This is a genomic window from Candidatus Limimorpha avicola (assembly GCF_056978975.1).
On sequence record NZ_DBMCYK010000002.1, the window covers coordinates 1 to 24785 of the forward strand.

Genomic DNA, 24785 nt, shown 5'->3' on the forward strand with positions numbered 1-24785 from the left:
GGAAAATTGGATACTTTCGATACTGTCCCAAAAAGTGTGTAAAATTCAAAGTTTAATATTTTTGTAGTAGTTAAATTTTTTAAAAAACAAAACATGAATTTTACACAAGAGCAAAGATACGAAATCATTGAAAAGATAATCAAAGAAGGAAAAACTTTGATGTGATGACTTAATTAATATTTATCATTTTTTCAAAAATGTTATTATTGCTATATTATAGCTTGTTTAGTGAATCGTAAAAATTGGACGATGTTTGTTCAAAAAATTAAAAATATCTTTTCAGAAGGCTTCTGATGAGACGGTTTTTTCTTGTTGCTAAAATTTTTTCTTGTTTTTTAGTAAAATGTTATGCAGCATATTATTTCCTGAATGAAACAACATAATTATTGATATTCCGATATATGTTTTTATTATTTTTCATCCTCTTGCAGTGCGAAATAGGTTACCTTCTCCGTTATTGTCATTGTAAGCATTCCAATTAAAATATAGTTGACAAGAATCTGTTCAGCTTCTTTTTTCTTTAGTTTTGTGTCTTTCATGAAATTTTCGAGTGTGAATGTCTTGTTTTCACTGAAATATTTCAACATTAACATTTCATTGTCATCGAATGTCATCTGCACAGGTTTACTGTTTTTCTGCTGTTTCCATATTTTTAATAATATGGTGTCTGCCAACAGATTCTGGTCGTTTACTCTGATATAGACTTTGTACTTGTCGCAATGGTCTGGTGCTTTGTGCTTGTATTTTTTGCTTTTTGGTACTATCACTTCCAATACAGTCTTGCCGTTTATTTCCCACTCTTTGACATAATAATCTACTTGAGGCTGACAATACAATTCAGCTGCGGTCTGAATCATGTGTTTTTCTTCTTCGGAACGTATCCCGGAAATGACTCCGTTGTCCTTTACGCCAATCAATAATCTACCTCCGTCAGTGTTTGCAAAGGCTACCAATGACCTTGCAATCTTTTTGCTGTCAGATATTTCGAACTTGAAATCCAACATCTGATGTTCTCCCTCTGCAATGAGTTTCTGTATGTGATCGTTTTTTTTTCTTTTGTTTTCCACTGTTGGAGTTTTGATTGCAAATATAATGAATTATCGGTTATTGTGGCACAGGGTACAAAATGATTGCATTGCTCTGTTTTATATATACTTACTTTATTTAAAAAAAATGTGATGCAGCTCATTGAACTGCATCACAAGAGTGATTGATAATAAATTTTGTTTATTGTAGGTAATCTGCGACAAATAATGCAACGGGAGTGTTTCCGTTATAAAATATCAGAGTGTCGGAAACTATATCGTATGTGTTTGTATTTGATAATGCATTGACGATATTGTTTTCAAGTTGTTGATTACGACAGCCTCTTCTCGTCATAGCTACTTTTTCCAATTCGATGTTGTTTTTTTCTCTAATTCTGCATCTCACTCTGAAATCATTACAGCCGCTGCTTCCGTAAATGTTTAATGAATCGGAACTTATCATCATGTAAGGATCTTCACTCAACCCCGTCATGCTTATGTTGTTTCCGTTTAATTCTTTAAGACGCCAATAGGTATCGGTTATGCCTCCTCTTTTTCGCATTGTGTATTTTTCCTTGATAATAGGAGTGTTGTATGAAAGTTCTGCTGTCAACGGTATTAACGACTCCGTGGTTATGTAATAATAATAGGTAGTGTCGTTTGTTGAGATCTGTAGCACTTCGTCGTTGAATGTCAGAAAACCTTCAGTTACATTTACGTCTCCTTTTGAGTCTTGTTCTGCTGTCATCATAAGGTATGTTGAATCATTATATAACCAGATGGCAGCAAATTCGTCCCAGTCATCTATTGGCAGTATGCCAGAATAAATACCTTCCCATATTACCATGGTGCTGTCGTTGGGGTCGTATGTTTCCATGACGACTAAATTGTCATTTTTGTTAACGTTGGTGCAATAGGAGAATGTAAGGCATATCAAAACTGCCATTAAAATGTGTTTGATTTTTGTATTCATGTTAGTCATATTGTTTTTTCTTTCTAACGCCGGATCATGATAATTGTTTAAGGTGAATAGAAATTTTTGTATTTTTTGAAAAAAGATAGAATTTTTTATTCATTTATGATGGGATAGGGAAGATGATAAACTAAGGTATTTTAAGCCTGTTTTAAGCGATTTAAGACACTCTGTTTTTTTGTGAATGTAACACGTAAATTCAGAAACTTAATGCCTCATAATCAATATTTACAATTGTAAACAATAAAGATAATATCAAAACACCCTTTTTACATAAATAAAAAACAATTATATAAATATATAACAATCATATAATTACCATTTTGTAAAATAAATATGAATTTTTAATTACAGTTGTAAAACATTTTACAAATATAAATCATTTATTCTGTAAACAAAAATTAACATAAATATCATAAAAACAATAAAATATATTATAAAATTTAAAATTTTACTTTAAAAACTTAAAAAGTTTTAACAATTCGTTGTTTAATGTTAAAAAATTTTATAAAGTCTTGATAAAAAATAAATTAGAATCCATTTTAAATAAAAATAATGAAGATTTGTCTATGGATGATGAAATTTACAAAAATAAAATCGAAAAAAGTTACTTTTGTAAGATTTTTCTTTTTACTTTTGTAACGTTCAAAAACATAAAATTGAAAATTTTGAAGTTATTGATACCCTTGTTTTGTCTTGAATGAATTTATAAAAGGAATGAATTATGGAATTATTGAAAGACCGTTTGTCTCATATTTTGAGATCTAAAAATCTTACAGCAACTCAATTTGCAGAGATGATGCATATACAGCCTTCTAATGTTTCACATTTGTTGAGTGGTCGAAATAATCCAAGTTTGGACTTTCTCATTAAACTAAAAGAGGTCTTCCCGGAATATAGTTTCGATTGGATAATAATGGGTAAACGCCCTATTACAGTGAATGACCCTTCCCCTGGTAATAATCTGCCATCTACTCCTTCAAATGCTCCTGATATTTCAGTATCAGTTCCTGATGATCAACCGGATTTGTTCGATGCCGACTTGCAGAAAACAGATACTCAAAATGAAAATAAAAACCTTGATAATAAATATGTTAAACTTGAAAATCCTCTTTCTGAACCTGTTAAAATGATATTCGTATATGATGATAATTCATTTGAGGTCTTTAATCTTAGAAAAAATGATTAGTACTTTTTATGATGATTTTTCAATATTTATCTCATAGATGAAGATGTATTCTTATTTCTTCTTTTGGTGATATGTTATATATTATTGATGTTCAACATATTATATATATTATCGGTTTTGTTTTTCGAAATATCCAAACTGTTGGGGTAAAAAAAAATTTTTTATTTGTTTTAGTTAAAAATAATACGTAATTTTGTTATTTAAAATAATAAAACAAATAAATGTCTAAACAATTGTTTTTCAAATCGTTTAGAGAAATAATGACAAACTATAATGATGTAGTCGTTGTTTCACATGTGAACCCCGATGGCGATGCAGTCGGTTCGACGTTGGCATTATCGTTCTTTCTCAGGAAGTTGGGCGTCAATGTTAATGTTGTCCTTCCTAATGATTTTCCTTCGTTTTTGTCGTGGATTCCAGGGATTGAGGATGTTATTATTTTTGATAAGGACTCTGAAAAGGCAGTAGAACTATTTAATAATGCTGATTTGTTTTTTTTCTTGGATTTTAATATGGCATCACGGACTGGCTTGATGCACAACGATTTATGTCATTGTAAGAATACTCCTAAAATATTGATTGACCATCATTTGAGTCCTGATAAAGATGCTTTTTTGGCTTGTTTATCTGAAGAATATACTTCGAGTACTTCTGAACTTGTTGCTGAACTTATTGATTATCATGGCTTCGATTACTACATGGATGATGATATAGCAACATGTTTGCTCGTAGGTATAATGACCGACACCGGTTCTTTTGCTCATTCAATATATCATCCATATACTTTTGAAGTATGTGGTAAGTTGATGTCTTCTACTCTGAATTATCCTTTGATACATCGTATGGTATATGATAATTCTTCTGAAAACAGACTTCGTCTGTTGGGTTATTCTATCAGTAACAAGATGATTGTCAAAGATGAATACAATACTGCTTTTATAACTCTCAGCAAAGATGAACTCGATTCCTTTGATTATAAGGTTGGTGATACTGAAGGTATAGTGAATTATCCTTTGTCGATAAGTGATGTTAAGATGTCAGTATTATTGACTGAACGTCAAGGAGTTATACGTTTGTCGTTTCGTTCGAAAGGAGATTTTTCTGTACATGAGTTGGCAAAGAAATATTTTTCCGGCGGAGGACATACTAATGCTGCCGGCGGTACTTTGGACTGTTCTTTAGAGCAAGCTGTTGAAAAACTTGTTTCGATTTTACCGGAATATAAAACTATGTTAAATAAATGATTTTAAAGATTAAATATATATATCCATTCTTATCGATGTTGTTACTGTCGCTGTTTTCTTGTTCTTTCGAAACAGCAGCAACTCACAGAATGGATGCTGAATTGGAGTTGGCATCATATATTGTTGAAAATGAGATAGATGTAAAGCCTACCGCTTCCGGTTTGCTGTTTATCAAACAGCGTGACGGGAATGGTGTCACTCCTTTGAAAGATGCTAAAGTCGCTATCCATTATACAGGTATGTTTCTTAATGGTGAAGTGTTCGACTCTTCTTATGACAGAGGAACACCAATGGTGTTTCAATTGTCTAAAAATCAAGTTATTAAAGGTCTTGAAGAAGCTGTGCTTATGATGGATAAAGGTGCTAGGGCTCGTATAGTCGTACCATACTATTTGGCTTATGGGGACAGACGTGTTGGTCCTGTGCCCTCTTATTCTAATCTCGTTTTTGATGTTGAATTGATTGATTGTCAAGGAACTAATGATAAATAGAGTTTATATATATATAGTTGACTTGTTGCTGTCTTGTTTCATATTGCTGTCATGGGCATCATGTAATGATGATACAACGTCTCGGACTGTTTCCGGCAATACATCTGACCGTAAGTCAAGTCTTGAAAAAGTAAACAAATATATTGTGCGTCAGGAGTCTGAATATATTGAGGATTATGTGGAGCGCAGAGGGCTTGATATGATAAGAACAGGTACGGGACTACGCTATTGCGTTCTTAGACATGGTGATACTGTCTCTATTAATAAAGGTGATATCGTTACTTTAGAATATAGGGTACGTTTGTTGACAGGTGATGTGGTATATAGTTCGAAAGAAGATGGTCCAAAAGTCTTTCAGGTGGGGAAAGGCGGTGTTGAAAGCGGTCTCGAAGAGGTTATGCTCCTGCTGCATGTCAATGATGTTGCAGAAGTCATCATACCTTCACACCTTGCCTTTGGCTTGTTGGGCGACGGACATAAAATACCTCCTAAAGCTACACTTATTTATAATCTTAAAGTTGTTGAAAAATTATCTAAATAAAGCTATGCGTAGATTTGATTTGTGTTTTTTGATTTGTTTTGTCTTGTTTGTTATAGGTTGTTCTGGAGTGAATGACGGTTACAAGACTTCAAAGTCAGGGCTTTCGTATCGTTTTTATATGAGTAATAATGATGCGGAAAAACCTAATGTCGGAGATGTCTTGATGGTCTCATTGAGTTATTCTGTAGATGATTCTGTAATTTACCATTCTGATAGTCAGACTAAAGATCTTAGGATCATCTTGAAAGAAGATAATAACGGAGGTCTTCACGAAGGGCTTGGGTTGATGCATAAGGGTGATTCTGCGTCTTTCCTGTTTCCTGTCGATACTATTTTGAAGTTATTTGGCAAGGAATCTTTGCCGCAAAACATATCTCCAAAGGAGAGAATATCAATTAATCTTAAACTTAACGACTTCATGAATAAACAGGAGTTTGCTCTCGAATTGGAAAATATACGTCAGGCAAAGATAGCTGCTGCTGATGCTCTCGTTAAAAGTTATGTAGAGAATAATGGTATTATGGTTCAACCTTCGGCTTCAGGTGTATATTATATTGAAACAAAAAGAGGTAGAGGAAATAAGGTGAAAAAAGGAGAAAAGGCTCAGATTCATTATGTTGCTATGTTTTTGAATGACCAGATATTCGATACTGCACTCGATACTTTGGTGGGAATAGTTATAGGAGCAGATCAGATATTTCCCGGGATGGAAGAGGGCCTCATGAATATGCGTAAGGGGGGTAAGGCTACGCTTATTATCCCTTATAATCAGGCTCTTGGTGAAGAAGGTAATGATTTGGTGCCGGCTTTTACTCCCCTTCGCATTGATGTGGAACTCGTGAATATCGAAAGCGAGGAAATGGTTAAAAAAGAAGAAAAGGAGAATAAAGAAAAGGCTAAATTGATGGCAAAACAGCAATTCGACAGTTATGTCATTGATAATAATCTTAAAGACAATTTGGTTTTCAATGGTTTGACTTATACGAGACTGATAAATGGGAATGGATCTCGTCCGGTAAATGGTTCTAATGTTAAGGTCCATTATATTGGAAAACTTATTGATGGCACAGTTTTTGACTCAAGCTATGACAGAAATCAGCCTTTTGAATTTGTTTTGGGTAAAGGCGATGTGTTGCCGGGATGGAATTTGGCAGTGTCGCTTATGTCAGAGGGAGAGAAGGCAAGTTTTGTAATGTCGGAAGAACTTGCTTATAGAGATTATTCTCTCGGCGTGATAAAACCTTACTCCAATTTGATATATGAAATAGAATTAATAGATGTTAAATAATTAAATTATAGAAAATGAAAAGATTAAGTTTATTATTACTTGGCATTACGTTTTTATTTGCCTCCTGTAGTGAAAAAGGTTATGATGGTTATACAAAGAATGACAATGGATTGTTCTATAAATTTTATGTGCAGAATGAAGGAGCTACACCTCAACAAAGAGATTTGATTGAATTGCAGTTTGCTTGTACTGTCAATGATACAACCGTGATAATTCCTAATACAGTGGATATTTTGCCTTGTATTGAGCCGCTTTTTGCAGGTGATATTTTCGAAGGTCTTGCAATGATGCACAAAGGTGATTCTGCATCTTTTATAGTTCGCATAGATTCAACATTCCATACTTTTTTCAATTTGCCTCAGATGCCTCCTCAATTTAAGACAGACGATGTGATGAGATTCGATGTTAAAGTGTTGGATTTCTATAGTATAGAAGTGTTTACCAACAATAGAATCAATATGATAAAAGAATCATATCCGGAGGAAACTGCACAAGCAGACAACGACCTTAAGACGTATTTGAAAAATAAAGGTATAGATACAGAACCTCAGCCTGCCGGTTTCTATTACGTCTCTTCATCAATGGGTGATGGCAATAGTCCAAAACCCGGAGATACGGTAAAAGTTCATTATGTCTTGAGACTTACCGATGGAAAACAATTGGAGTCTTCCTATGAGGTCGGAGAGCCCATTGAGTTCGTTCTCGGTGAAGGTCGTGTAATACCGGGGTGGGATAAAGGTATTCAACTGATGTCCAAAGGTGAAAAAGGTACTTTGTATATACCGTTTTATTTGGCATACGGTCCTACCGGTAGTGGCCCTATCCCTGCTTTCTCAACTTTGGAATTTGATGTTGAATTAGTCGATTTTGAATAATTATGCGTAAGTTATTAATCATTGTTGCTTCATTTTTGTTTTTATTGTCTTGTACTGATAGTTCTGACAGTAAGAATAATAACCGGAAACAGAATAATGTTTCTGAGGAGAATAAAAATGTTGACACTTTGAGTGTAACGGAAAATCAAAATGGTGAGACTGAAGAGCCCAAGGTTCTTGATTTAGGGGAATTGATGAAGGAGGCTCAAGTATATAATCCCACTAACGATGAAGATTATTCCGATTTTGAAAAGACTTCGACAGGCTTGTTGTATAAGTTTCATCGTCAGGGGAATGAAGGTGAGTTGTTGACAGAAAATGATGCTGTCGAAGTTGAGATGAATTATTATCTCAACAAACGTTTGTTGTTTACTACATCATCATATCCAAATAATTTCAAGATTCCGATTGAGGAATCTAAATTTGATGGTGATTTTTATGAAGGGCTTAAGATGATGCGCGTCGGCGATTCTGCTTCTTTTGTGGTTCCTGCTGCCCAGACGTTTTCCTTGATGATGAAACAAACCCCTCCACAGCCGTTGAGAGATGGTGATGTCATACGTTTCGATATTGGCATTTTGTCTAAAGAAAATCGTGTTGATTTCAATAAACGTGTCTATGACAGAATGAAATCATTGTCGGAAGAGTCTCGGAATGAGTTTATGGTTTATGTTCATGACAACAATATAACTCAACAGCCTCTGGCGTCAGGTTTGATCGTCATTCCTATTCTTGATGGTTATGGTGAACCGGCTCGTACCGGTGATGTGGTGACTGTTCATTATACAGCTACTCAACTTGATGGAACTGTCTATAAATCAACGAGAACTAATAATATTCCTGTTGTATGGACTGTAGGTGACTTGGGAACTGATATACCTCGTGGTATTGATGAGGCCCTCTTGAGAATGAGAGAAGGCTCGGTGATGAGATTCCTCGTACCTTCTCATCTCGCTTTCGGTCAAGTGTCGTTTGATGGGCTTCCTCCTTTTGCAAATCTTATCTATGAGATAGAAATGATTGATATTGATAGAAAAACAAAATAATGTTCTTTGCTGTTGTCTGATCGGCTGTATTGATCTCTTTTTTGACTGAAGCAGATTTCATTAAGATAGATGCTGTCGTTTCTTTTGTCTTTACAGATAATTATTATCGGACAACAGCAAATACATTGTTGATACAATGATTATGGTTTTTGTTTCAAGAAGACATTTTCCGGAGTGTTTTTATAATTTAATGAATGAAATGAAGAAAATAAGGTTTGTTTTTTTGCTGTTATGCAGTATGACAGCGATGTTGTCATGTAATAGGAATGAATATCCGGGCTTTGATAAAATGGATAATGGAGCATATATGCGATTCCATTCTAAAGGCAATGGCATAAAGCCGGAAACGGGCGATTTCGTTTTGGTCGATATTACTCAAAGAATTGGTGATTCTCTGTTGTTTGACTCTTTTGTAGATTATGGTGAAAGTGTTTCTGTCGAGATAATGGAACCTTCTTTTGTAGGCGATATGATGTCAGGTCTTTTAAATATGAGAGAAGGTGATTCCGCAACTGTTGCTTTCAGAATAGACTCTTTGTTCGAAAAAGCGCTCGGAGAACTTTTGCCTGAGTATATTTCTCCCGAAACTGTAATGTATGTCGATATGAAGTTGAATAAGGTATTGACAAAAAAAGAAGTTGAGGAAGAGTATAGAAAAGAAGTGGCGATAATGAAAGAAAGAGATGATGTCCTTTTGGCGTCTTATTATTCAAATCCGGACTATACTGTTACTGATAATGGCCTTATTGTTATTGACATAAAACAGGGTAATGGCCGTGCAGTGACTTCTGAAGATGTCATAAATGTCAATTTTATGCTTTCTACTTTGGATGGTGATACAATTATTGATTATCTTGAAGGTGAGCCTTTTTCCATGGCATACGACGATATGGCTTTAGGTAAGGGTTTTAACGAGGCTGTTGGCATGTTGAAGGAAAAAGGTGAGGGTACTTTTGTCATTCCTTCTTCTTTAGCTTTTGACAGTGTGGGAGTAAGGAATGCTATTCTTCCTTATACTTCATTTTATCTTGTCATTAAAATTGATGATATTATGACAATACAGGAATATGAGAATAAACTCGACATGATGTTGGAAAAGGAAAATGCCGACAATATGAAACGTCTCGCAGAGGAACCTGGCAGAATAGCTGATTATGTCAAATCGCATAATATTGCCGTTGAACCTACTGAAAGCGGTTTATATTTCTTGGAACAAAAGAAGGGTGATGGCGAGTCTGTTTTTAAAGGTGATATAGTGTCAATACATTATATAATGTATAATATTGAGGATAAAATTATTGAATCGAGTTATGACTCGGGGAAACCAATGAAGTTTGTATTAGGTTATAATGAAATGGTACCCGGAATAGAAGAGGCAGTGACAATGATGAAAGTTGGAGGAAAGGCCAGGGTAATAGTTCCTTCGCAAATAGGATTCGGTGATATAGCTATAGATGAAAAACTTCCCGGAAATTCTACTGTTATTTTTGATATAGAACTTGTTGCTGTTACTCGGTAATTTCGGATACGTCTTTTTTATCTGCATGGAACAAATCTATTGCCGTAATGATGGCAAAACAACTCCATATAGGTATTGAAAGTTTGTCTGTATCGAGGAAATTGTTCAAGACACCGTGAGTGAAGTATCCGATGATTGCCAAAGTGGCGGCAAGTACAAGTATTTTCGACTCTTTGTTTTTTGCTCTTTTGTATGTGGTAAGACCTTTATATACACCTACTATGACTAAAGCGACAACCAATAAGGAGCCAATAATACCCATCTCGGCAAGGGCGCCTATGTACTCGCTGTGAGCATTACCTCCATCACCGGCATTAGTACTTATAATGGTTCTGTTTTTGGATAACTGATACGGTGCATATACAAATTGATATGTTCCGGGTCCCCAACCGAAAACAGGTCTCTCCTGAAACAAGCGTATTGCTGAATTCCATCTGTTGATACGTTCCAAATTAGAAGCATCTGTAGATATATTGGATATGGATTGTATGTGTTCAACGATATTGCCTTTTGCATCTTGGTCATTACGCTCGAGTATGATAGATATCTGATGTTGAAAGGTGAAAAACAGACCTATCATAATGACTGCAGCAATAAAAATCCATCTGAATTTTATCTTTAAAAGAACACATACTAATACTCCAGTCATTGCTACTATGCTAAGCCAGGATGCCCTGCAAAATGATAATATTATTGCTACAGACAGTAATACGAATGCGACAAATGCAGTAGTTCTTTTTGCTCTATTAATTTTTGGATAAATGATATATGCTGCGCAGAATACAATATATATGGCCAATGCTGCTCCGTATGCAGTGTGATCATTGTAAAATGGCTTCATCACCCAGTGTGCCGATTGACCGCTGAAATCATTTAAAAAGTGATGTATTGTGGTATAAATTATGACAATAATCAAACCTGCAATATAAAACCATACAAAACGGTTTATGTTTTTGATGTCTTTGAAAAAGACTGCACACAAAAAATATGCAGGTACAATGAACCATAATCTTGATATGATGTATTTTATCGATACTAAGGGTATTTCACTCGTAATAGTAGTGAATATCATCCAGGTGAACATTGCATAAATGATAATGGATATTGGATGCGATGCTATTTTATTGTCAAACTTTCCTTCATAAAGTAATTTAGCAAGGAAGATTATCAAAACACCGAACAACATGGGTTCGGCAGGTAGGGAAAGTGCAAGTCCCGAATCTTCCATATTAATGGATAAAGGCGTTACAAAAGCAATTAGCAACAATACTTTATCAAGTGAGAAAATGTAAAGTAACAATATTCCTAAAACTGCAGGCAGTGCGAAAAAAATGTAATTGTTTTTATGTACCACAAAATACAACCCTATGGCAACAAAAATTGCTGCTATAAGATAAAGTATTGCGGTTTTGACGGTCTTGGACAAAGCAAATAATTATTTTTGTTTAAACAAAGCTTTTCTGTTTTCTATGATGAATACTACTACCATAGACAATACACATGCCGATAATGCACTTATTGCTACAACAATCCATCTGATTGGAAATGATTTTTTGTCTGCAACATACGGCTCGCTTACAATGTTGGAAAATGTCATATCTGCATTGTAGAATCTTAACTCTTGCTCATAATCCAATTTAGCTGTACTGTATGTTATACTTTCTGCTTTTATCAGTTCATTCAATGTTGTCACTTCAGAAGCATATTTTTCCATGTTGGATTTCAATGATTCGACTCCGTCATTGTTGACGACTCTGTTATTGTCCGAAGTCTTCAAATAACCCTTTGCTATCTCTCTTGATTGTTCTTCAACACTGACAATACCGTATTCTGTCGCAATCTCTGTAAGTCTGTTCCTTAATGAGTCAAGGTATCTGTCTTTTTCCAGCAACTGTCGTTTATACATGTTGACAACTTCCAATCTTTTTATTCTGTGCATAGTACCGACTTTTTGGTCGTAAAGACGGATAATATCGTTGACCATGTCGCAGGCATATTGAGGATCTTTATCCATTACTTTGATGCTAACGGCATCGTAAGGTGTCTTCGTTATTGTCACTTTATTTCTGTATTCGTCTATCAGTACTGTTTTCCAGTATTTATATTCTTTTGATATTCCGTAATGTTCGAGAAGATTGAAATTCTCAACTAAAGAGTCCATGATTTCGTTTGATTGCAAAATCTGGAGCATTTGTTCTGAGAAAGTTTCATCAGAATATGCCGACACATTGCTGGGGTATAATATAGCCTCCGATTTATATAGTGGTGTTATAAATCTCGGCCCTGAGAATACAGCTCCCAAGATTGCAGCAATGACAGTTATTATTACTATGTGCCATTTCCATTTGTAAATTACTTTAACCAGCGGTGTGTTGTCAAAATATTTGTCCATTACTTAAGCTATTTTGTTCTGTAAATACGTTCAATAAATATTAATGAGAAAAGCAAAACTATGAATGTAGATAACATGGTTATCAAAACTATGACTATACGACATGGGAATGCTTGCTTGTCATCGGGAGTGGCTGATGCTATTACAAATTTATGCGGAATACTTTGTGTGGCATTTATTCTTGCATCATCATATTTGGTCTTGATTATTGCCAAAGCATCTTCTTGTTCCTGAATTTCTTTCTTTATTCTGTTGACAATCCCGGCATAAGGCACGATGTCATTTATCTCTTTTTTGATGTTATTTACACCGTTTTTGCTTCCTTTTGCTATTTCTGCAGCAAGTTGATTGTTAAGAGATTCTATTTGTAAATCATAGTCATAAATACCATTTTTTGCAAGACTATGTAGAGAATCTTGAAGTTTGCTTATATTATCTTTTATTGTATTATATTCATTTTCAACTATTTCCAATGCTTTCGCAGTTATATCCCTTTGGAATTCGTATAAAGTGGTGTCAAAGAGGGCTGCCATCTCATTTGCAATATCTGCAGCATATTGAGGGTCGCTATCCAATACTGAGATTTTTACTGCATTGTACTCAGTCCTGCGAATCCTGATTTTGCTGTCTAATTGCTTGTTCATTTTATGATTCCTGAATTTTACTGCAGATGATAATCCATAATGTTCGAAAAGATTGAATCTTTCAATTATTTTAGACCTTATTATATTAGAACTCAGGATTTGTATCATTTGATCTGTTTGGGCTTCTTCACCAATTTCAAGAGGATCGACATAAATGAGTTCATTGGTATTCATGATAGCCTTCGATACTGAATATGTTGTGGTTGGATATAATATCACAGTGGCTTTGTAAAGGGGGGTGATGAAATAACTTGAAGAAAAAATAATGGAAAGCATTCCTGCAATTATTATAATCACAATTATGCTGACTTTATGTTTTAATAACAGATTCACGATACATTTTGTGTTAAAAAATTCCATCTCCCCAGATTCTCGTAAAAAATCGCTCAAAATTAGTAAATTTTATGATATGGTCAATATTTTTGTTGCTTTTTTGTTTCATTTTGCCTTTTAGCCAAGGTTGAAAAAAGCAAGTCTTTCAAATCCTTTATGTCTAATAATTTGGTGATTATTGCCCATCCTATACCTATTATAAGAGCAATTGTGAAAGAATAATACCATGTCAGATTTAATTTTGTCGTAAACAGTGTTGTTGTAACTATGCAAATAATATAAATCAAAACTTTCAACCAAAAGAAGACTTTTATTCTAAGAGAGAATTTATTTCTCGCTATGAAATATTGTAGTACACAAGCTGTGCTGTGCACACAAAGACTTGTATAAGCGGCACCTATGGCTTTGAAGTTGGGAATGAAAATAAAATTCAGAACTATATTTACTAAAACAGCAGATGCAGCTACAATGTTCAATATTCTCAGGCTTCCGTTGGCGGTGAGTAGAGTGTTGAAAATATATGATATTGAGATAAATACAAAACTTGTCATCAAAATTTGGAAAATATGTGACGACTCTTCAATACGCTTGTTGAATATCTCTGTCGTCTCATATTCTTGCATCCCATACAATAAATGCATGATGTCTTTGCTGTAAAATATGCACAATACACAGATAAGAACGGTCATTGATATAATAAGTCCAAGTGATTGTTTGACAAGACTTTGAACGTCCTCTTCTTGTTTTATCATTGTTGCAAACAATGGTAAAAGGATAACATTGAACAGGTTGGTGATATTGTTTCCTGCATCGAATAGTCTGTAGGCTCTAGCAAAAATACCTACCTGGAATGAGGCTATATCTGGTGGCAAGATTCTTTCTATTAATACAGGCTCAAGTCTGAAATAAAATGACATAAGTAAAATTAGTAAAGCGTATGGAAGACTTTTCCTTATTATTACTATGATAAAAGGCAGATTGAATCGAAAGATTAGTTTCTTTGTATGACGTAAAACTATGAATAATGCTATTGCCATAGTTATCAGATATGATACCGTCTGGGAATATACATACCAGTAAATGTTGAAATTGTAACGCGGAAAAAGTCCTGACCACAACAAGAATCCGCAGATGAATATCATCAGCATTCTGTCAAGTACCGATAAAATGCTGTCTGTTTTGAAAAGTAACAATGCAGATATATTAGATCTTAAATACAGTATAAACGATAACAACATTTGGTTGAAACCGACAATAGCAAGTAATTTCATCTGTTCTCCATTGTAACCTATCAGCCAACCTATGGAAAAAATTACAATGAAATATATTAGAGACAGAAACAATTTTGCTTGCGAGATACCTATAAAATGCTTCGACAGCAATTGATGATTCTGTGCTATGTTCCTGTTATTGAAATTGGTAAGTCCCATATCTAATATGATATAGAACAAATAGGAGAAGTTGCTGATAGCCAAAAAAATGCCGTATGAGGTGTCTCCAACGATATTCTGTACACTGCGATCTATCCCAAGAATCCAAAAAGGCTTTATCAGCAGGTTGACGAACAGCAGGAAGATAATATTTTTAAAAAAACGATTATTCATTAAAAAAAGATACCTTTTATCCCAACATTATAGAATGATGAATTAAACAAGGCAAATTTAATGATTTTATCAAACTTATGTAAAGATTGAAAATATTATTTTGTAATCTTATAAAAAGTAACTATCGCCCATATATTTAATTCGTTCTCTAATATCGGAAAAATAACGGTTTGTAGATTTTTTTATTGCTTTTGATGAAATATTTTCGTTTTGTGATACTATTTACAATTGTTATAAGTTATAATATGAAAGTTTTTAGGTTTGTTTTATTAAGAACTTTTATTATTTTTGTAAAAAAATGACCGAACGCGAGGGACAATATTTGAATGATTATTCTACAGATACAGTCATTGAGGGGAATAGATCTCTGATTCTCATTAACGATGATATACATACCTTTGATTATGTGATAGAGACACTGGTTGAAGTATGTGAGCATACTTATGAACAGGCGGAGACATGTGCATGGATTACACATTACAAAGGTAAATGTATTGTAAAGTCCGGCACGTACGATTATCTTGAACCATTTTACATTAGTTTGCTGAATCATCATCTGTATGTTAATATACAATAGATATGCAGAATTATAACGAGCAGGAAATAGAGATAATAGAAAAGAGATATAATAGCTTTATCGATTCGATAAAACATACAATATCCGAAGAAAGACTGTTGTATATTGAAAAGGCATTTCGTTTTGCTTTGTCTAAACGTAATGGCGATTATCGTTACAATGGAAAGCCTTCTATTTTGCATGTCATCGATGTGGCGGAGATAGTGTGTACAGAGTTGGGTTTGCGAAGCAAATCGGTAGCTGCTGCTTTTTTTCATGGCATTACGCGCTTCGGTGTTACTATTGATGAAATAAAAGAACAGTTTGGAGATGTGGTTGCCAATATTGTTGATGGCTATGAAAAAATGGTTGTTGTCGATACAGAGAAGGCAGCACTTCAACCGGACAAGTTTGTAAGACTGTTTCTTTCCATGGCGGAAGATATTCGCGTTATCATGTTAATGATAGCGCATAATTTGTATTATTTGCGAAATCAAGGAGAACTTAATGAAGATGGTCTTAACAAATATTATATAGAGGCTAAATATTTGGTGATACCTATATTGCATCGCTTGGGCTTGTATAACATTAAGCAGGAGTTCGAAGAAAGAGTCATGAAATATGAACATCCTGATGAATTTGAATTTATTAGTCGAAGTATCAAGGAATCAAAGGCTGAACAAGAGGTGTTCATGGAAGCTTTTATGAAACCGATTCGTGAGGCATTGGAAAAAGAAGGAATAGAAGCTGTGATTAAATGGCGAACTAAGTCAATCCCCTCCATATATGCTAAAATGAAAGCTCAAAATGTGCCGCTTGATCAGGTGTATGATCTTTTTGCTATACGCATAATAATACAGAATAGCGATGTTATGTCGGAGATTGATGACTGTTGGAAGGTGTTTTCTTTAGTAACCAATATTTATGAGCCTAAGCCGGGTCGTATGCGTGATTGGGTTACTAAACCTAAAATTACAGGTTATGAGTCTTTGCATATCACGGTAAAAAATGCAGACAAATGGATAGAGGTTCAGATAAGAACACAACGTATGGATGATGTTGCTGAACGAGGTTGTGCAGCACATTGGCATTACAAAGGTGGCAAGTCATATTCTACAGATGCTTGGCTTAACCAGATTCGTGATGTTCTGGAGACAGAAAAAGAATTGACCGAATTGCCTGATGATAGATTGGAACGCAAGGTGAGGTCTGATGTGGTTTTTGTATTGACACCGCAAAATGAGGTGAAACAATTGCCGGTGGGTTCTACAGTGTTGGATTTTGCATTTGAGATTCATACTCAGGTTGGGTTGCATTGTAATGGTGCTTATATCAACAAACGTATTCGCCCAATACATTATGTGCTTTCCAATGGCGACACTGTCGAAGTCATAGTTAACAAGAAACAGTTTCCGCGTCCGGAATGGCTGTCTATTGCTACAACAGAAAGAGCGAAAAACAGAATACGTCGCTATCTTAGAGATCAGGAGATGAAAGAGGCTGAACTCGGCAGTGCCATTTTTCATCGTAAATTGAAAAATTGGAAGATTAATTATGACGATAAATTGTTGAATTATCTTCTTAAATACTATAATATTGACAAATCAATCGAACTGTTTCACCTGATAGCAACGGAGAAAATAGATATGCTTCAGCTAAAAGGTGTATTGATGACTTATGCTGAAGAGAAGAACAAAACCGTGAAGGTGGAAAATCATGATGTCAAGGAAAAATCTTCTAATGTCGGAGATGCATCTATTGTTATCGATGGTAATATGAGCGATATGGCATATAAAATGGCAAAATGCTGTAACCCAATACCCGGCGATGCTGTGAAAGGTTTCGTAAGTGTCGCCGGTTGTATTACCGTACATAGGACTGATTGCCGTAATTTTAAAGCTATCAAGAAACAATATCCTTATAGAGTTATCGATATTAATTGGGATACATCTTCATCCGGATTGTCTAAGGCATATATTAGAGTTACTGCTTATGATGTTTTTGCAATCTTGAATGATATTACAGGTGTATTTAAGCAGATGGAGGTCAATATACTTAATGCAAATCTTGACAGTAAGAATGGTTTTTTTGAGGGACGTTTTTTACTGGAAGTAAAAGATACCGAGATGTTGGACCTTCTGATTCGTAATATCAAATCGTTGCGTAATATTATAGATGTACAAAGGACGTAATGATTGCCTTTTTGTTGTTATTTCATTTCAAGGATGACTTTTTTTAGGTCATTAAATTAAAAAGCTTGCTGCTGCAAGCTTTTTGACTTATTATTAAAAGAATTATTTTATGTTATCGGCAACAGCTTGTGCAATGTCAATTACCGGTGTATCAGATTGGTCTCCAAATGTTTTCAAACAAAGCGGACAAGCTGTTACAATTTTGTCTGGATTTTCGATTGTCAGTGCTTGTAGTGATTCTCGTGTAATCTGTGTTCTATCTGCATAATCAAGTGTTAAACTGCCAAGACTTCCTCCGCAACAAATGCTTTTATCTTTTTCTTTATCAGCCTTCTTAAGTTCTCCTATTGCTGATATTACATTGCGAGGCTCGTTGTAGATATTGCAGCCTCTGCCAAGTTCGCAAGGATCATGATATACAAAGCTCTCTTCGCTTTTGTTGAGTTTAAGACGTCCCTGCAGAATAAGGTTGTTAATGTACTGTGTGTGGTGAAGAATTGTAACTCCCTGTAAATTATATTCTTCCTTAAAAACTTTCATACAGATGGGGCAGGAGAGAACAATGGTCTTGCATCCGCTGCTCCGAACAAGTTCACGGTTTTTCTCAATAACCTCTTTGGCGGCGTCCGTCCTTCCTGCAAGTATAAGCGGTCTGCCACAGCAAATGCCTCCCTCTTTATCGGCAAAAACATATTTCTCTTTAACAGTCTCAAAAATGCTTGTCATGGATTTGATTATGGCTGGGGTAAGATGTGTCATACAGCCTGCAAAATAAAGTACATTATTGTTGTCGCTTCCCGATTGAGCATTAATGTCCGAAATATGTGTTTCACTGTTTATGGTAACATCATTTAGGAAACTGTAATTGTACGGCAATTTGTTGGTTATAGTAGATCTTTGGCTTTGTTTAAGTGCACAAGAGTCAACGCTGACAGGACAGGCAGCCACGCATTTGCCGCACATAAGGCATTTATCTGCAATTTCGTTTGTTTTTTGTGTATTGTTTCTGCGTAGAAAACGAATGAAATATACTGAAGAATATTTAAGGTTTTTCTTTTGTGTGTTCATAGGGCAGGCGTCTAAGCAGATACCGCAACTGGAGCAGGAATATATTTCCGCCTCTGCAATTCCTTTACGAGGATGTGATGGTTTTATGCCGGCGTTTCTTAGAAGTATATATAACGGTTCAGTTGGAATATGCATGTAACGGCTGAATGGGAGCGCAAGGAAAAAGAGTCCTAACACTATTGAATATGCCCACCACATCGGAAGAACGTTTATATCATTTCCAAAGAAGTTTGCAAGAAGAGTATTTGTCGATTTTGTAAGGAAGCCTCCACCGCTGATTTCGGCTGTAAGACCCTCGGCAAGAAGTCTTAACGGAAATATTGCCCATAAGCAATAGAGAGCTATTCGGTCTGCAACGCATGGTTTTGTGGTGCGTTTCATTCCTAAGGCACTTGAGCGTATGCGTTTGAACATTGCAAGACCTATGCCGCTTAGAACAATTAGAAGGAAAAAATCCATTAAAAAGAAAAATAAAGAACCTTTTGGCGTTGGGGTTTGCTCTGCAACAAAATATCTGTAGAACAAAGGATAATAGGGGATGCCGTTTCTTTGCGGAGTAAAGAGTGCTACCTCAATATGACCTATGACAATAAGCATAAACCATCCAAATGCAATACTGGCGTGCATATATCCAAGAAGAGGATTACATTTGAATATCTTCAAATGCAGCAGGCAGTCTCCAAAAATATCTTTGATGTTTTTATATATTATTTTAGGTTTTAACAACGAAAGACCAAGTCTCTTTCTGTCGCTTTTCGGCATAATACATATTATACGTATGAGTGCAATAAGCAGATACGTAAGTATAAATATCATTCCTATCATGAACGGCAGCACGAAAGGGTCGTAGCCGCCTGCAATTCTTTCTTCCATTATTTTACTGTATAAATTTTACTTATAGATAGTAATAAATGTCTTGTGTTGATTGCTCGTGGACATACCATAAAGCATTTTCCGCACAAAAGACACGACTTCACGTACTCCATTGCTTGTTTTTCCAAACCGTTTTGCAAATAAAGAATGGCACTTCTCAAACTTGTTTTTGTGAAAATTCCTGCAGTGCAACTTGCTGTACATGAGCCGCAAGCCATACATTTAAGTACATCGGGCTCAAGGTCGATCAACTTGTTCCATTTCTCTTTATCCTTATCATCGAGATTGATTCTGGAACTTGGTGTCAATGAATATCCAAAACCTGTCATTATTCTAAACTTTTTATGTAGTTGTCGATAGCTAATGCCGCAGCTCTTGCTTCATGCAATGATTCCGGCAATGTTTTGGGTCCACTGCATGCACCTGCATGGAAAATTCCTTCTTTGTTGCTGTCCTGTAATTTATATATGCTGTCTTTACCGGTAAAAAATCCATATTCATCTGTCTTCAGAGAAAATAAATTAGAAATCTTGGAAGATGAAACGCAGTTTTTCATTCCGGCCATTAGGACAAGCAAGTCAAGCGTGACTTTTACAGGTTTGCCGCTAAGGGTATCTTCGGCTTTTATGACTAATTGTTTGTCAATATTTTCTGCTACTTCAGATACCCTCCCTCTAATAAATCTTATTCCATAATCCTTTTGTGCTTTAAGATATAAATCTTCATATCCTTTGCCAAACATCCTCAAATCCATATAGAAACATATTACTTCTGCATCAGGGAATGCCTCTTTTACTTCGCACGCCTGTTTTACGGCAGTGGCGCAGCAAACCTTTGAGCAGTATCTGTTGCCGGCTTTTTCGTCTCTGGAACCGACACAATGTACAAAACCAATTCTTTTGGGGTTCTTTATTATTCTGTCGTCTAATCCTGTTTTGAACCAATTCTCTAAATCTGCATTTGTAATTACATGGTCATAGATTCCATAGCCATATTCTTCTTTCTTCTCTGCAGGAAAGAGGTCAAATCCGCATGCAACAAGAATTGCTGTTGCAGGAATAGTAGTCCCGTTTGAAAGTATTACGTTATACTCTTTATCTAAAAGGGTTATGGATTCAACCTCAGTATTAAGAAAATACTTTACTCCATTAATGTTTTCAAGAATGTTATCAAGAATGGTTTTTGCTTCAATGCCGTCAGGAAAAAGCCTGTCCCATTTTGCAAGATGTCCTCCTAATTGTGAATCTTTTTCAATCAAAAATACGTTGTAACCCATTTTGTAAAGTTGGGCAGAGGCCTCCAACCCGCTTGGACCACCTCCTATAATTATTACGTTGTTACTCATACGATGTATATTGGCGTTTTTAATATAGTTTTTGTACAAATCTGTTTTTATTTGAACTTACAGACTTGCGCAAGATGGAAGTTCCGGTCTTCCAAGATCTTTATTGTTTAATCCTTTGAATTTATTTTCAGGATTGTATGGGATTCCCATCTTATCTAATAAAGGTTCCACACCAACCTGGTGAACCTGTAATCCGAGATCCCAAGGGTCATAGCCAAGAACAAGTCCTGCAACTTCTTCGTAAGTGAATACAGGAATTCCGTGACCGTCCTGACCGTATGTCTTGCCTTCTGTCTCTGAGATGACATATTGCCAACGGTCAAGAAAATAAGGGCATCCAGGACAGTTGGTTATAATCATATCCGGTTTGTAAGGCTCCATGGATTCGAATTTTTTGTGTGTATTTGAAAGAGAATAACCTCTGTTGGTTTGGACGAAATATTGACGGAATCCAAAACCGCAGCAGTGACGACGTTCCGGATAATCTATTACTTCACCTCCCCAGGCTTCAATCATGCCGGCAAGGACATAAGGATATTCTGCCCCTCCAAAGCCTTTTGACGGGAACATTTTAGAGTAGTGGCAGCCAATATGTTCTACCACTCTGAGAGGTTCGCCTGTCTTTTTGTTTATTAATTTGAATTTTGCCTGTTGCGCTATCTGATTGCGGAATTTGTAAATAATATCGCTTGCATGTGCAAGATATTTTGGCTTTGCAAACTCCAATTTGCAGGATTCCCATAATTTTTCCTTTATCTTCGCCTCTAATTCAGGAAATTCTCTCCAAGTTTCCAAAGTTTCAGTATATAATCCGAATGAGGTGATACATGAGCATACATAATTCTCATAACCGTATTTGTGCATTAGGGCAAACTGTCTGGCAATGATTGTCATTGCTGTCTCTTGCGGAATGGCGTCTGAGTGGTATGCAATACCGCCACATGTCGTATGATGCTCTGTTTCAAAGAAATCTTTTTGTAATTTGTTTCTGGTAATGTCTAAAAATACCATTTCTGAAGCAGGGAAGATGCTCTGTCTAATACAACTTCTTACATAAAAATAATGGTCATCGGGAATATCCTTTTGATAATCGGACCATATTTTTTGTTTACCTTCGTATATCATATTATTGTTCTTTTACTTAATTATTTTTGTACTCTGACATTGTTTTATTTTGTTGGCAGGGGTTAATGGTTTAGATGGTCTTTTTCTGTTTGAGTAAATATTTTCATAAAATATTCCTCTTCTGTTAGTCCCATTTCTTTTGCCTTCTCCATAGATATTTTTTCCACAGATTCAAGTCTTTGGGTGGCGCCTGTCACATCAAAGATTCGTTTAAGCTCATCCAAATCTTCTTGAGGAATTTTTCTTAAAGCGCCCCTGCCGTTTCCGTCGAGATTTGCACCTAAACGTGAATAAACATCTTCAAAATGCTTTTCTTGCCATTCCCATATTTTACCTGCCTCCGGGTGCAATGCAGATGTAAATGTTCTCGGATATATGCAGTATCCATAGTTCAATATATTGCCGCACAGGGATTTATTGATGGCATATTGTTGTCTTCCTTTCTCGGACTCGATGAAAAAGCCCAATTCCAAAGAAAGGTTGCGTAATGCCATGATAACCAATCCCGGCGCATTTTTTCTTGGACATCTTGTTATGCACGACATACATTCGCCGCAATACCAGATGGTTTCGCTTTTCAACAGTTTTTCAATTTCTGCATCATCTTTACTCTGTACAATATCTACAATCTGCCGAGGATCGTATTGATAAAACTCCGCCGCCGGACAGATTGCTGTACATGTTCCGCAATTTATGCAGGCTTTTAAGCCTTCTTTAACACGGTAATCTTGTGTTAGTTTATCGTATAATTTTCCCATTTTTTTCCTTTTTATTCTAACGGGTTTTTATTATCATTTACAATTGTTGCAAATCGTCATTTCCATTTATTTAGTTCGCTTTTTAAACGGATGTGTTTCGCATTATAATGACTTCCTTATCTTTAACAAGTATCATGTTTTATAGTATAACCTTTTACTAATTTGCAAAAGTATGCAATATATCATATGAATTTTATTAAAAGTTTTAAAAAGTTATGAACAATTGCATAGTTATGCAGGAATAGGGAATGCTCATTTTCATCATGAATTTTAAGAACGTTTTATTTGAAAGTCGTTCTTTACTGAAAATCAAAGACACATAAATGACAAAAACATCCGGTTTGCAATATCAAGCGTTATGTTTAAGACTATGGAAGATTAAACAATCATCCGTTTTTTGTCATTATTTCGATGATTTCCTTATCAGTCTCGCGCATTCCAATACTGCCGAGCATACCGACATTTTTGATAGTGTCTTCAATATCATTACCGACAATACCGTCGCCAGGTTCAAAACATTTGTTGTTTTTACTCATATAATAGCCTGTCAATCCTGCATCTACTGCTGCTGCTATCTTGGCGGCGCATGATGACTTGGCGCCGTCGCAGATGATGCCTGAAACAATTGCGACTGAGTTGGACAAGGTTTGTGAAATAATATTGAAGTCCTCGCCGAGGAGATATGCTATACCGCATGCCGATGCGCAGCCGGCGCTGACAGCACCGCAGTAAGCCGAGAGACGTCCTATTCTTGTCTTCTGGTGTATGGCAGTAAGGTTTGAAACAACTAAGGCTCGATACATCCGTTCTTTGTCAATATTGTATTCTTCAGCGTATGCCAAGACCGGGAGAGAGGCAGTAAGACCCTGATTGCCACTGCCGGAGTTTATTATTACAGGCAGTTCACAGCCGTTCATCCTTGCATCGGAGCCGGCGGCAGCCCATGCCTTGGCTCTGATCTTAATATCATCGCCGTACATTTTGAGCAGGATACTTCCTATATTAGCTCCCCATTCGTTTCTCAACCCTTCTTCAGAGATGGCCTTGTTGCATTTTATCTGATTGTCAAGTAAAGATTTGACATCTTCAATATCGACACTGTCGGCGAAGTCTATTATGCCTTCTATCGATAGTATGCTTCTGTCAGTGAGTTTCTTGTCAGGTTTGCTGATGGTAGCACACTCGTATAATACAGTGTCGTCTTTTTTCATGAGAACAATATTGGTATGGAATCCGGATATTCTTACCAGAGCTTTGTGCTCTCCTTTGTAAACTATGATGGTTACATCCAACTGTTCTTGACAATCAATATGTTTTACTGTAATAGGAGTGTTTTTCAGGAATAGCAGAACTTCTTCTTTCTGTTTGTCTGTAACTTCAGAAATGACCTCTAACACTTTTTCTGCATTACCGGCGACTATGCCAACTGCGACAGAGGCTTTGATACCTTTCATTCTGTTAGTGTTGGGGACAATGACACTCTTTACATTTTTTATTATGTTGCCACTTGCAAGTATCTCCACTTTGTCCGGAAGTTCGCCCAATATATCTCTCGATTTCGCTGCCGCATAGGCAAGACATATAGGTTCCGTACATCCCATGGCAGGGACAAGTTCTTCATTTAATATGCTAATGTATTGATTGTAACGTGGGTCGCTTTTTTTCATAAAATGATATTTTTCAACCCACAAAATTAAAGTTATT

General features: G+C 35.7%; 22 protein-coding genes. 10 read left to right on the forward strand and 12 right to left on the reverse strand.

The window, feature by feature from the left end; all coding sequences use genetic code 11:
* Positions 1–410 precede the first annotated feature (410 nt).
* Together ACZOVS_RS01175 and ACZOVS_RS01180 are read right to left on the reverse strand one after the other, a co-directional pair.
* Positions 411–1067 carry an AlbA family DNA-binding domain-containing protein gene (locus tag ACZOVS_RS01175; protein WP_483995409.1) on the reverse strand — a complete coding sequence of 219 codons (657 nt, stop codon included), beginning with the start codon at positions 1065–1067 and terminating at the stop codon, positions 411–413.
* Positions 1068–1227: 160 nt separating this feature from the next.
* On the reverse strand, positions 1228–1971 hold the full coding sequence (locus tag ACZOVS_RS01180) for an META domain-containing protein (protein ID WP_483995410.1): 744 nt from the start codon (positions 1969–1971) through the stop codon (positions 1228–1230).
* Positions 1972–2722: 751 nt separating this feature from the next.
* Between ACZOVS_RS01180 and ACZOVS_RS01185 the strand changes: the two genes are divergently transcribed.
* The 8 genes from ACZOVS_RS01185 (at position 2723) to ACZOVS_RS01220 (ending at position 10191) form a co-directional block, all read left to right on the forward strand.
* Positions 2723–3187 (forward strand): helix-turn-helix domain-containing protein, encoded by a 465-nt coding sequence (locus tag ACZOVS_RS01185; protein ID WP_483995411.1) that lies wholly within the window; start codon positions 2723–2725, stop codon positions 3185–3187.
* 221 nt (positions 3188–3408) lie between these two features.
* On the forward strand, positions 3409–4431 hold the full coding sequence (locus ACZOVS_RS01190) for a DHH family phosphoesterase (RefSeq protein WP_483995412.1): 1023 nt from the start codon (positions 3409–3411) through the stop codon (positions 4429–4431).
* Positions 4432–4466: 35 nt separating this feature from the next.
* Entirely contained in the window at positions 4467–4922 is a 456-nt protein-coding gene (locus ACZOVS_RS01195) for an FKBP-type peptidyl-prolyl cis-trans isomerase (protein ID WP_483995413.1), read from the forward strand.
* Entirely contained in the window at positions 4912–5463 is a 552-nt protein-coding gene (locus ACZOVS_RS01200) for an FKBP-type peptidyl-prolyl cis-trans isomerase (RefSeq protein WP_483995414.1), read from the forward strand. The genes ACZOVS_RS01195 and ACZOVS_RS01200 overlap by 11 nt, the downstream gene beginning before the upstream one ends.
* 4 nt (positions 5464–5467) lie before the next feature.
* Positions 5468–6751 carry an FKBP-type peptidyl-prolyl cis-trans isomerase gene (locus ACZOVS_RS01205; protein WP_483995415.1) on the forward strand — a complete coding sequence of 428 codons (1284 nt, stop codon included), beginning with the start codon at positions 5468–5470 and terminating at the stop codon, positions 6749–6751.
* A gap of 14 nt (positions 6752–6765) precedes the next feature.
* Positions 6766–7626 (forward strand): FKBP-type peptidyl-prolyl cis-trans isomerase, encoded by an 861-nt coding sequence (locus ACZOVS_RS01210; RefSeq protein ID WP_483995416.1) that lies wholly within the window; start codon positions 6766–6768, stop codon positions 7624–7626.
* A 2-nt stretch (positions 7627–7628) separates the two neighbouring features.
* Positions 7629–8672, forward strand: coding sequence for an FKBP-type peptidyl-prolyl cis-trans isomerase (locus ACZOVS_RS01215; protein ID WP_483995417.1), 1044 nt, complete (start codon positions 7629–7631; stop codon positions 8670–8672).
* A gap of 199 nt (positions 8673–8871) precedes the next feature.
* Positions 8872–10191 carry an FKBP-type peptidyl-prolyl cis-trans isomerase gene (locus ACZOVS_RS01220; protein WP_483995418.1) on the forward strand — a complete coding sequence of 440 codons (1320 nt, stop codon included), beginning with the start codon at positions 8872–8874 and terminating at the stop codon, positions 10189–10191.
* On the opposite strand, the gene ACZOVS_RS01225 is transcribed toward ACZOVS_RS01220, so the two are convergent.
* Genes ACZOVS_RS01225 through ACZOVS_RS01240 form a run of 4 tightly spaced genes read right to left on the reverse strand, consistent with a single transcriptional unit; the run spans position 10181 to position 15164 of the window.
* Positions 10181–11617 carry an O-antigen ligase family protein gene (locus ACZOVS_RS01225; protein ID WP_483995419.1) on the reverse strand — a complete coding sequence of 479 codons (1437 nt, stop codon included), beginning with the start codon at positions 11615–11617 and terminating at the stop codon, positions 10181–10183. The two genes, ACZOVS_RS01220 and ACZOVS_RS01225, sit on opposite strands and share 11 nt — an antisense overlap.
* A gap of 9 nt (positions 11618–11626) precedes the next feature.
* Positions 11627–12583, reverse strand: a complete 957-nt coding sequence (locus tag ACZOVS_RS01230) for a Wzz/FepE/Etk N-terminal domain-containing protein (protein WP_483995420.1) — start codon at positions 12581–12583, stop codon at positions 11627–11629.
* A gap of 8 nt (positions 12584–12591) precedes the next feature.
* Positions 12592–13587 carry a Wzz/FepE/Etk N-terminal domain-containing protein gene (locus tag ACZOVS_RS01235; protein ID WP_483995421.1) on the reverse strand — a complete coding sequence of 332 codons (996 nt, stop codon included), beginning with the start codon at positions 13585–13587 and terminating at the stop codon, positions 12592–12594.
* A gap of 53 nt (positions 13588–13640) precedes the next feature.
* Positions 13641–15164, reverse strand: coding sequence for an oligosaccharide flippase family protein (locus ACZOVS_RS01240; RefSeq protein ID WP_483995422.1), 1524 nt, complete (start codon positions 15162–15164; stop codon positions 13641–13643).
* Positions 15165–15462: 298 nt separating this feature from the next.
* Here ACZOVS_RS01240 and ACZOVS_RS01245 point away from each other — a divergent pair, with 298 nt between their 5' ends.
* Both ACZOVS_RS01245 and ACZOVS_RS01250 read left to right on the forward strand, forming a co-directional pair.
* On the forward strand, positions 15463–15741 hold the full coding sequence (locus ACZOVS_RS01245; RefSeq protein WP_483995423.1) for an ATP-dependent Clp protease adaptor ClpS: 279 nt from the start codon (positions 15463–15465) through the stop codon (positions 15739–15741).
* Between the two features lie 2 nt (positions 15742–15743).
* Positions 15744–17912: a RelA/SpoT family protein gene (locus tag ACZOVS_RS01250; RefSeq protein WP_483995424.1), complete on the forward strand. Its 2169-nt coding sequence runs from the start codon at positions 15744–15746 to the stop codon at positions 17910–17912.
* 102 nt (positions 17913–18014) lie between these two features.
* On the opposite strand, the gene ACZOVS_RS01255 is transcribed toward ACZOVS_RS01250, so the two are convergent.
* From ACZOVS_RS01255 to ACZOVS_RS01280, 6 genes are all read right to left on the reverse strand, one after another.
* Positions 18015–19853 (reverse strand): heterodisulfide reductase-related iron-sulfur binding cluster, encoded by a 1839-nt coding sequence (locus tag ACZOVS_RS01255; protein WP_483995425.1) that lies wholly within the window; start codon positions 19851–19853, stop codon positions 18015–18017.
* Complete coding sequence (locus ACZOVS_RS01260; protein ID WP_483995426.1) at positions 19853–20182, reverse strand: 4Fe-4S dicluster domain-containing protein; 330 nt, start codon at positions 20180–20182, stop codon at positions 19853–19855. Before ACZOVS_RS01260 ends, ACZOVS_RS01255 begins: the two co-directional genes overlap by 1 nt.
* On the reverse strand, positions 20182–21237 hold the full coding sequence (locus ACZOVS_RS01265; protein ID WP_483995427.1) for an FAD-dependent oxidoreductase: 1056 nt from the start codon (positions 21235–21237) through the stop codon (positions 20182–20184). The genes ACZOVS_RS01260 and ACZOVS_RS01265 overlap by 1 nt, the downstream gene beginning before the upstream one ends.
* 18 nt (positions 21238–21255) lie before the next feature.
* A complete protein-coding gene (locus ACZOVS_RS01270) occupies positions 21256–22323 on the reverse strand; it encodes a heterodisulfide reductase-related iron-sulfur binding cluster (RefSeq protein WP_483995428.1) in 1068 nt (355 codons plus the stop codon).
* Between the two features lie 62 nt (positions 22324–22385).
* A complete protein-coding gene (locus ACZOVS_RS01275) occupies positions 22386–23081 on the reverse strand; it encodes a 4Fe-4S dicluster domain-containing protein (RefSeq protein WP_483995429.1) in 696 nt (231 codons plus the stop codon).
* A 386-nt stretch (positions 23082–23467) separates the two neighbouring features.
* A complete protein-coding gene (locus tag ACZOVS_RS01280; RefSeq protein ID WP_483995430.1) occupies positions 23468–24748 on the reverse strand; it encodes an L-cysteine desulfidase family protein in 1281 nt (426 codons plus the stop codon).
* Between the last annotated feature and the right edge of the window lie 37 nt (positions 24749–24785).